A 9,780-nucleotide genomic window follows, 5' to 3' on the forward strand; every position below is an offset into this window, starting at 1 on the left:
GTTCGCGCTGGGCTGGGCACTGCTGGCCGGCGTGATCGGCTTCGTCTACTTCTGGAAGGCTGAGGAGAGGTACGGCCGTGGCTGACACCACCGACGAGAAGATCCCCACGGTCATCGCGGACGACCTGCACATCGTCTACCGCGTCAACGGCGCGAGGACCGGCAGGGGCAGCGCCACGGCGGCGCTCAGCCGCATCGTCAAGCGGGGCAAGGACGACGCGGCGCGGGGCGTGCGCAAGGTGCACGCCGTGCGCGGGGTGTCCTTCGTCGCCTACCGGGGCGAGGCCATCGGCCTGATCGGCTCCAACGGCTCGGGCAAGTCGACCCTGCTGCGGGCCATCGCCGGACTGCTGCCCGCCGAACAGGGCAAGGTCTACACCGACGGCCAGCCCTCCCTGCTCGGCGTCAACGCCGCCCTGATGAACGACCTGACCGGCGAACGGAACGTCATACTGGGCGGGCTCGCCATGGGCATGTCCCGCGAGCAGATCCGGGAGCGCTACCAGGAGATCGTCGACTTCTCCGGGATCAACGAGAAGGGCGACTTCATCACCCTGCCGATGCGCACCTACTCCTCCGGCATGGCGGCCCGGCTGCGCTTCTCCATCGCCGCCGCCAAGGACCACGACGTCCTGATGATCGACGAGGCCCTGGCCACCGGCGACCGCAAGTTCCAGAAGCGTTCCGAGGCCCGCATCCGGGAGCTGCGCAAGCAGGCCGGGACGGTGTTCCTGGTCAGCCACAACAACAAGTCGATCCGCGACACCTGCGACCGCGTGCTCTGGCTGGAGCGCGGCGAACTGCGCATGGACGGGCCCACCGACGAGGTGCTCCGGGAGTACGAGAAGTTCACGGGCAAGTAGCCCGGTGCGACGAGGGCCCCGCCGGAACTGTCCGGCGGGGCCCGGCGTCTGCGAAGGAGACGTCAACTCCGGCGGCCCGGTGGAATCTTGACGCCGATCGGTGTGTTGTCGTGTTGCGCGGAGACCCCGCCGTCACGCGCCGCGTTGTACAACGTAAGCTGTACCGGTCCCGAAAGGCGGCAATCAGGGCCATAATGCCCGACATCATCCAACGATGCCGCCCGGCGAAAGCCTGGGCGGCGTGTCCGAAATAGTGCGTATTGGGTCAACAGTGTAGAACGGGAGATGTGACGGCAATGGCTACGGAAACTCCCCTGCTGAGCGCAGCGTGTGCCGTCCCCGCCCATGGCAGTCCGCGATGACGCCCGTGGCCGCGGCGCGTGCCGCCGACCCCGAGCGCGCCACCCTCGGCAAGGCCGCCGCCGAGAACTTCCCCGTGGCCCCCTTCTTCCTGCCCCGGCCCTGGCGCGACGACCTCATGGCGGTGTACGGGTTCGCCCGTCTGGTCGACGACATCGGCGACGGTGACCTGGCCCCCGGCGGCGCCGACGCCCGTCTCCTCGGGGTCCCCGAGGAGGCGGCCGAGGACCGGCCGGCACTGCTGGCCGCCTTCGAGGCGGACCTGCGCCGGGTGTTCGATCCGGCCGGCCCCGAGCCGGGCCATCCGCTGCTGCGCCGGCTCCGGCCGACGGTACGCCGCCACGCGCTGGACCCCGGGCCCTTCCTCGGCCTGATCGCCGCCAACCGCCAGGACCAGCTCGTCAAACGGTACGAGACCTACGACGACCTGCTCGCCTACTGCGAACTGTCGGCCAACCCCGTCGGCCGCCTCGTCCTCGCCGTCACCGGCACCTCGACGCCCGAGCGCGTCCGCCGCTCCGACGCGGTCTGCACCGCCCTCCAGATCGTCGAGCACCTCCAGGACATCGCCGAGGACCTCGGCCGCGACCGCGTCTACCTGCCCGCCACGGACATGAAGCGCTTCCACGTCCAGGAGGCGGACCTCGCCGCGCCCACCGCGGGCGCGTCGGTGCGCGCCCTGGTCGCGTACCAGGCGCAACGCGCCCGGGACCTGCTGGATGAGGGCGCCCCCCTCGTGGGTAGCGTCCACGGCAGGCTCAGGCTGCTGCTCGCGGGGTTCGTGGCGGGAGGAAGGGCGGCCCTCCACGCGATCGCCGCCGCCGAATACGACGTACTTCCCGGCCCGCCCAAGCCCGGCAAGGTCCAGTTGCTGCGCGAGGCGGGCGCGACTCTGCGAGGAAAGGGGTGATCCGGACCGTGGAGCCGCAACCACCCGCGTCCGCACCGGTACTCGCCGCCTACAGCTACTGCGAGGCCGTCACCGGACAGCAGGCACGCAACTTCGCCTACGGCATCCGGCTGCTGCCGACGCCCAAGCGGCGCGCGATGTCGGCGCTGTACGCGTTCTCCCGGCGCGTCGACGACATCGGCGACGGCCCGCTGGCGAACGACGTCAAGGTGACCCGGCTGGAGGACACGAGGGCGCTGCTCACCCGGATCCGTGACGGAGCGGTCGACGAGGACGACACCGACCCGGTCGCGGTCGCCCTCGCCCACGCAGCCGAGCACTTCCCGATCCCGCTCGGCGGCCTGGACGAACTCATCGACGGCGTCCAGATGGACGTACGCGGCGAGACCTACGAGACCTGGGACGACCTCAAGGTCTACTGCCGCTGTGTCGCGGGTGCCATCGGGCGGCTCTCGCTCGGGGTGTTCGGTACGGAACGGGGGGCGCGCGGCGCCGAGCGCGCGCCCGAGTACGCCGACATCCTCGGCCTCGCACTCCAGCTCACCAACATCCTCCGCGACGTCCGCGAGGACGCCGAGGGCGGGCGCACCTACCTGCCCGCCGACGACCTCGCCAAGTTCGGCTGCTCGGACGGGTTCGGCGGGCCGACACCATCGGAGGGCTCCGATTTCGCGGGCCTGGTGCACTTCGAAGTGCGCAGGGCCCGCGCCCTGTTCGCCGAGGGCTACCGGCTGCTCCCCCTGCTCGACCGGCGCAGCGGCGCCTGCGTCGCCGCCATGGCCGGCATCTACCGCCGGCTCCTGGACCGCATCGAGCGCGACCCCGGGGCGGTACTGCGCGGCCGGGTATCCCTGCCCGGACGCGAGAAGGCGTACGTCGCGGTGCGCGGCCTGTCCGGTCTGGACACCCGGCACGTGACCCGGCGCACCGTCAGGAGGCGCGCCTGATGGACGCCCCGCACCCCGGCGGGAAGCGGCGGGCAACCCTCCGCCGCGACGCCGCGTCCCAGACTGAGACGGCCGGCTCCGCACCGTTCGAGCAGCGCACCGGCCGGACAGGGGAGGGCGCATGAGCCACGGCACACGCTCCGCGGGGCCGCACACGAACGACCCCGTTCCGGCAGGACGGCACGCCGTGGTCGTCGGCGGCGGGCTGGCCGGCGTCACCGCCGCGCTGGCGCTCGCCGACGCCGGGGTGGGCGTCACCCTGCTCGAAGGCCGGCCGCGCCTGGGCGGGCTCGCCTTCTCCTTCCGGCGCGGCGACCTGACCGTCGACAACGGCCAGCACGTGTACCTGCGCTGTTGCACCGCCTACCGCTGGTTCCTCGACCGGATCGGCGCAGCGGCGCTGGCACCACTGCAGGACCGTCTCGACGTGCCCGTCCTCGACGTCACGCGCCCCGAGGGGCGGCGGCTCGGCAGACTGCGGCGCGACGCGCTGCCCGTACCCCTGCATCTGGGGCGCAGCCTCGCCACGTATCCGCACCTGTCGCTCGCCGACCGGGCCAGGACGATCCGGGCCGCGCTCGCGCTGAAGGGGCTCGACCTCGCCGATCCGGCCCTGGACTCCCAGGACTTCGGCAGCTGGCTGACCGCGCACGGCCAGTCGGCGCGCGCCGTCGAGGCCCTGTGGGACCTGGTCGGGGTCGCCACCCTCAACGCGGTCGCGGGCGACACGTCCCTGTCGCTCGCCGCGATGGTGTTCAAGACCGGTCTGCTGTCCGACCCTTCGGCGGCCGACATCGGCTGGGCCCGAGTGCCGCTGGGTGAACTGCACGACCGGCTCGCCCGCAAGGCGCTCGACTCCGCGGGCGTGCGTACCGAGGTCCGTACACGGGTCACCTCCGTCTCTGCAAAGGGGAACGGGGGATGGAGCGTTCAGGTTCCCGGCGAGACGATCCACGCCGACGCGGTCGTCCTCGCCGTACCGCAGCGCGAGGCCCACGACCTGCTGCCCGCGGGGGCGCTCGACGCCCCCGAGCGGCTGCTCGCCCTCGGCACCGCCCCGATCCTCAACGTGCACGTCGTCTACGACCGCAAGGTGCTCGGGCGCCCCTTCTTCGCCGCCCTCGGCACCCCCGTGCAGTGGGTCTTCGACCGCACCGACGCGTCCGGACTGGAGCGCGGCCAGTACCTGGCCCTCTCCCAGTCCGTCGCCCAGGACGACATCGACGAGCCGGTCGCCGCGCTGCGCGAGCGGTACCTGCCCGAGCTGGAACGGCTGCTGCCGCGCACCCGCGAGGCGCGGGTCGAGGACTTCTTCGTCACCCGGGAGCGCACCGCCACGTTCGCTCCCGCCCCCGGCGTCGGACGCCTCAGGCCCGGCGCCCGCACCAAGGCACCCGGCCTGTACCTGGCCGGAGCGTGGACCGCCACCGGGTGGCCCGCGACCATGGAGAGTGCGGTCCGCAGCGGCGTCGGCGCGGCGGACGCCGCGCTGAGCGCCCTCGGCCGGCCCCGCCCCCGCCACCTCTTCGCGATCGAGGAGGCGGCCTGATGCCGCACCAGAGCGGCGCGGCAGGTTCCCGCACCCCCGGTACCGCAACAAGAGGAGAGACTGTGCCCACTGTGCCCCCGGCCTCGCAGGCCGCTCGAAGGACCGCGGTGGACGTGTCCGCGCTCCTGGAGCGCGGCCGGACCCTGGCCACGCCGGTACTGCGGGCGGCCGTCGACCGCCTGGCACCTCCCATGGACACGGTCGCCGCCTACCACTTCGGCTGGATCGACGCCCACGGCCGGCCCGCGGACGGCGACGGCGGCAAGGCCGTGCGCCCCGCCCTCGCCGTACTGTCCGCCGAGGTCGCCGGGGCTGCCCCGCAGACCGGCGTCCCCGGCGCGGTCGCCGTCGAACTGGTCCACAACTTCTCGCTCCTGCACGACGACCTGATGGACGGCGACGAACAGCGCCGGCACCGCGACACCGTCTGGAAGGTGCACGGCCCCGCCCAGGCCATCCTGGTCGGCGACGCCCTGTTCGCCCTGGCCAACGAGGTGCTGCTGGAGCTCGGCACCGTCGAGGCGGGCCGCGCCACCCGCCGGCTGACCGCGGCGAGCCGTGCGCTCATCGACGGCCAGGCACAGGACATCTCCTACGAGCACCGCGACCGCGTCAGCGTCGAGGAGTGCCTGGAGATGGAGGGCAACAAGACCGGTGCCCTGCTCGCCTGCGCCAGCTCCATCGGCGCGGTGCTCGGCGGCGCGGACGACCGCACCGCCGACGCGCTGGAGACGTACGGCTACCACCTCGGCCTCGCCTTCCAGGCCGTCGACGACCTCCTCGGCATCTGGGGCGACCCGGAGGCCACCGGCAAGCAGACCTGGAGCGACCTGCGCCAGCGCAAGAAGTCCCTCCCGGTCGTGGCCGCGCTCGCGGCGGGCGGCCCCGCCTCCGAGCGGCTCGGCGAGATCCTCGCCGCCGACGCCAAGAGCAGCGACTTCGCGAACTTCTCCGAGGAGGAGTTCGCGGCCCGTGCCGCCCTCATCGAGGAGGCCGGCGGCCGTGACTGGACCGCCGGAGAGGCACGCCGTCAGCACACCGTCGCCATCGAGGCCCTCGGCGCCGTGGACATGCCCGACCCGGTGCGGGAAGGGTTCACGGCGCTCGCGGACTTCGTCGTCGTACGAAAGAGATGATCACTATCGGTCGAATAGCCCTCGCGTAGTCGCCGGCCGGTGCCCAGGGGAGAACGGCACCGGCCGACGGCGGACCCACAGCAGACACCACTCGCAGGACTGCACGAAGGGGAAGCCATGACAGCGACGACCGACGGAAGCACCGGGGCGGCGTGGCCGCCCGTAGTGACCGCGGCCAGCGAAAACGACACCGACATCCCCGGGGCGGCCGGGGTTCCCGACATCGCCGCCCGCGCCATGCGGCGCGCCACCGACTTCCTGCTGTCCCGGCAGGACGACCAGGGCTGGTGGAAGGGCGACCTCGAGACCAACGTCACGATGGACGCCGAGGACCTGCTGCTGCGTCAGTTCCTCGGCATCCGCGACGAGGACACCACCCGCGCCGCCGCCCTGTTCGTCCGCGACGAGCAGCGCGAGGACGGCACCTGGGCCACCTTCCACGGCGGACCCGGCGACCTCTCCGCCACCATCGAGGCGTACGTCGCCCTGCGGCTGGCCGGTGATCCGCCCGACGCCCCGCACATGGCGAAGGCCTCCGCCTGGATCCGCGAGCGCGGCGGCATCGCCGCCTCCCGTGTCTTCACCCGGATCTGGCTGGCGCTGTTCGGCTGGTGGAAGTGGGAGGACCTGCCCGAACTCCCGCCCGAGCTGATCTGGTTCCCGTCCTGGGTACCGCTCAACATCTACGACTTCGGTTGCTGGGCCCGGCAGACCATCGTGCCGCTGACCATCGTCTCCGCCAAGCGGCCGGTGCGCCCCGCCCCGTTCCCGCTGGACGAACTGCACACCGACCCGCACCGCCCCAGCCCTCCCCGGCCGCTCGCACCGCCGGCCAGCTGGGACGGCGCCTTCCAGCGGCTGGACAAGGCCCTGCACACGCTGCGCGGAGCCGTTCCGCGCCGGCTGCGCAGGGCGGCCATGAACACCGCCGCCCGCTGGATCATCGAACGGCAGGAGAACGACGGCTGCTGGGGCGGCATCCAGCCCCCGGCGGTGTACTCGATCATCGCGCTGCACCTGCTCGGCTACGACCTGAACCATCCGGTGATGCGCGCGGGGCTGAAGTCGCTGGACCGGTTCGCCGTGTGGCGCGAGGACGGGGCACGGATGATCGAGGCCTGCCAGTCCCCGGTGTGGGACACCTGCCTCGCCGTCATCGCGCTGGCCGACGCGGGCCTGCCCGCCGACCATCCGCAACTGGTCAAGGCCGCCGACTGGATGCTCGGCGAGCAGATCGTGCGACCCGGCGACTGGTCCGTGCGTCGGCCCCATCTGCCGCCCGGGGGCTGGGCGTTCGAGTTCCACAACGACAACTACCCCGACATCGACGACACCGCCGAGGTGGTCCTCGCGCTGCGCCGGGTCAAGCACCACGACCCCGAGCGGCTGGACAACGCCGTCGGGCGCGGGGTGCGCTGGAACCTCGGCATGCAGTCGAGGAACGGCGCCTGGGGCGCGTTCGACGTCGACAACACCAGCCCGTTCCCCAACCGGCTGCCGTTCTGCGACTTCGGCGAGGTCATCGACCCGCCGTCGGCCGACGTCACCGCGCACGTCGTGGAGATGCTCGCCGTCGAGGGCCTCGCTCACGATCCGCGCACCCGGCGCGGCATCCAGTGGCTGCTCGCCGAACAGGAGCCGGACGGCTCCTGGTTCGGACGCTGGGGCGTCAACTACCTCTACGGCACCGGCTCCGTCGTCCCCGCGCTCACCGCGGCCGGGTTCCCCGGCTCGCACCCGGCGATCCGGCGGGCGGTGACCTGGCTGGAGTCGGTGCAGAACGACGACGGCGGCTGGGGCGAGGACCTGCGTTCCTACCGCCACGCCCGGGAATGGGCCGGTCGTGGAGTCTCCACCGCCTCGCAGACGGCCTGGGCGCTCATGGCCCTGCTGGCGGCGGGTGAGCGGGGCTCCAAGGCCGTCGAACGCGGCATCGAGTGGCTGGCGGCCACCCAGCGCGAGGACGGCTCCTGGGACGAGCCGTACTTCACCGGCACCGGCTTCCCCTGGGACTTCTCCATCAACTACCACCTCTACCGGCAGGTCTTCCCGCTCACCGCGCTCGGCCGGTACGTGCACGGGGAGCCGTTCAGCAAGAAACCGGTCGTGGCGAAGCGCGACCCCGGGCAGCCGCTCGCCGAGGTGAAGGGAAGCTGATGGCCCCTGAGCCCGCCCCGGTCCCGTTGCTGATCGCCTGCGCGCTCGGCATCGAGCAGTTCGCCCTGCGCAGGCGGGAGCGCGGCGGGCGGGGGGACGGGGACGCGGGCGGGCCGGTCACTGTCCTGCGTACGGGCATGGGGCCGGCGGCGGCCGAACGGTCCGTCACCCGGATGCTTGCCGGCCCGGACCTGCAGCGGGCGGCCGTCCTCGCCACGGGCTTCTGCGCCGGGCTCGCTCCCGGGATGCATCCCGGCGACCTGGTCGTCGCCGAGGAGACCCGGGACCCGCGCGGCAGCGTCCCGTGCGTGGGGACCGAACTGCTGGTGAAGGAGCTGGGGCGCGCGGCGCCAGGGCGCACCGTCCACACCGGCCCGCTCACCGGCTCCGACCACGTCGTCCGCGGTCACGAGCGGTCCGAGCTGCTCGCGACCGGCGCGATCGCGGCCGACATGGAATCCGCCGCCACGCTTCTGAGCGCCGTCCGGACGGGCGAGCGCCCGGTTGCGGCCGTCCGGGTGGTCGTGGACGCTCCTGAACACGAACTGGTCCGGATCGGCACGGTGCGCGGTGGAATATCGGCTTTCCGTGTCCTTCGTTCCGTACTCCCGGCTTTCCAAGAATGGCACCGTTCCTTGCTGCTCCCCAGGAGGTGAGCCAGATGGCCATGCCGCTGCGTCAGTCCATCAAGGTCGCTACATACTTGGCCGAACAGAAGCTCCGCAGGCGGGACAAGTTCCCGCTCATCGTCGAACTGGAACCGCTCTTCGCCTGCAATCTCAAGTGCGAGGGGTGCGGCAAGATCCAGCACCCGGCCGGGGTGCTCAAGCAGCGGATGCCCGTCGCCCAGGCCGTCGGCGCGGTCCTGGAGTCCGGGGCCCCCATGGTGTCGATCGCCGGCGGCGAGCCCCTGATGCACCCGCAGATCGACGAGATCGTGCGCCAGCTGGTGGCCAGGCGCAAGTACGTCTTCCTGTGCACCAACGCCATGCTGCTGCGCAAGAAGATGGACAGGTTCACCCCGTCGCCCTATTTCGCGTTCGCCGTGCACATCGACGGGCTGCGCGAGCGCCACGACGAGTCGGTGGCGAAGGAGGGCGTGTTCGACGAGGCCGTGGCGGCCATCAAGGAGGCCAAACGGCGCGGCTTCCGGGTCACCACCAACTCGACCTTCTTCAACACCGACACCCCGCAGACCATCGTCGAGGTGCTCGACTACCTCAACGACGACCTCGAGGTCGACGAGATGATGATCTCGCCCGCCTACGCCTACGAGAAGGCCCCCGACCAGGAGCACTTCCTGGGCGTGGAGCAGACCCGGGAACTGTTCAGGAAGGCCTTCGCGGGCGGCAACCGGCGCCGCTGGCGGCTGAACCACTCCCCGCTGTTCCTGGACTTCCTCGAGGGCAAGGTCGACTTCCCGTGCACCGCGTGGGCGATCCCGAACTACTCCCTCTTCGGCTGGCAGCGCCCCTGCTACCTGATGAGCGACGGCTATGTGCCGACGTACCGGGAGCTGATCGAGGACACCGACTGGGACCGGTACGGCCGCGGCAAGGACCCGCGCTGCGCCAACTGCATGGCGCACTGCGGATACGAGCCCACCGCGGTCCTCGCCACCATGGGGTCCCTGAAGGAGTCGCTGCGCGCCCTGCGCGAGACGGTCTCCGGGAACCGGGAGTGAGGCCGTGACCGCTGTCCCGCTCGGGATGCCCGAGGCGCCGCTGCCGCCGCTCGCCGAGCGGCGCGCCGCGCGGCGGATTCAGGTCGGATCCGTGGCGGTGGGCGGGGACGCCCCTGTGTCCGTGCAGTCGATGACGACCACGCGTACGTCCGACATCGGCGCCACCCTCCAGCA

At 72.2% G+C, this 9,780-nt stretch carries 10 protein-coding genes; all 10 read left to right on the forward strand.

The features are described 5' to 3' along the window. Positions 1–77: 77 nt before the first annotated feature. Positions 78–863, forward strand: a complete 786-nt coding sequence (locus ACFXAE_RS35585) for an ABC transporter ATP-binding protein (RefSeq protein WP_384723670.1) — start codon at positions 78–80, stop codon at positions 861–863. A gap of 358 nt (positions 864–1,221) precedes the next feature. Beyond that, positions 1,222–2,133, forward strand: coding sequence for a squalene synthase HpnC (gene hpnC / locus ACFXAE_RS35590; RefSeq protein WP_384723673.1), 912 nt, complete (start codon positions 1,222–1,224; stop codon positions 2,131–2,133). Next, positions 2,130–3,080: a presqualene diphosphate synthase HpnD gene (gene hpnD, locus ACFXAE_RS35595; RefSeq protein ID WP_384723676.1), complete on the forward strand. Its 951-nt coding sequence runs from the start codon at positions 2,130–2,132 to the stop codon at positions 3,078–3,080. Before hpnC ends, hpnD begins: the two co-directional genes overlap by 4 nt. After that, positions 3,080–3,205: a DUF6380 family protein gene (locus ACFXAE_RS35600; RefSeq protein ID WP_384723679.1), complete on the forward strand. Its 126-nt coding sequence runs from the start codon at positions 3,080–3,082 to the stop codon at positions 3,203–3,205. Before hpnD ends, ACFXAE_RS35600 begins: the two co-directional genes overlap by 1 nt. Then, complete coding sequence (gene hpnE / locus ACFXAE_RS35605; protein WP_384723682.1) at positions 3,202–4,629, forward strand: hydroxysqualene dehydroxylase HpnE; 1,428 nt, start codon at positions 3,202–3,204, stop codon at positions 4,627–4,629. Before ACFXAE_RS35600 ends, hpnE begins: the two co-directional genes overlap by 4 nt. Before the next feature lie 71 nt (positions 4,630–4,700). Continuing rightward, a complete protein-coding gene (locus ACFXAE_RS35610; RefSeq protein ID WP_384723694.1) occupies positions 4,701–5,765 on the forward strand; it encodes a polyprenyl synthetase family protein in 1,065 nt (354 codons plus the stop codon). 117 nt (positions 5,766–5,882) lie between these two features. Then, the gene (gene shc, locus ACFXAE_RS35615; protein ID WP_384723685.1) at positions 5,883–7,922 is read left to right on the forward strand and encodes a squalene--hopene cyclase; all 2,040 of its coding nucleotides are present in this window, start codon (positions 5,883–5,885) and stop codon (positions 7,920–7,922) included. Further along, complete coding sequence (locus ACFXAE_RS35620) at positions 7,922–8,578, forward strand: 1-hydroxy-2-methyl-2-butenyl 4-diphosphate reductase (protein ID WP_384723688.1); 657 nt, start codon at positions 7,922–7,924, stop codon at positions 8,576–8,578. Before shc ends, ACFXAE_RS35620 begins: the two co-directional genes overlap by 1 nt. A 5-nt stretch (positions 8,579–8,583) precedes the next feature. Then, positions 8,584–9,606, forward strand: coding sequence for an adenosyl-hopene transferase HpnH (gene hpnH, locus ACFXAE_RS35625; RefSeq protein ID WP_384723691.1), 1,023 nt, complete (start codon positions 8,584–8,586; stop codon positions 9,604–9,606). A 4-nt stretch (positions 9,607–9,610) separates the two neighbouring features. Continuing rightward, positions 9,611–9,780 (forward strand): flavodoxin-dependent (E)-4-hydroxy-3-methylbut-2-enyl-diphosphate synthase (locus ACFXAE_RS35630; RefSeq protein WP_384723698.1); only part of this gene is annotated, 170 nt, incomplete at its 3' end.

It is taken from the genome of Streptomyces sp. NPDC059454 (assembly GCF_042749965.1).
Lineage (GTDB): Bacteria > Actinomycetota > Actinomycetes > Streptomycetales > Streptomycetaceae > Streptomyces.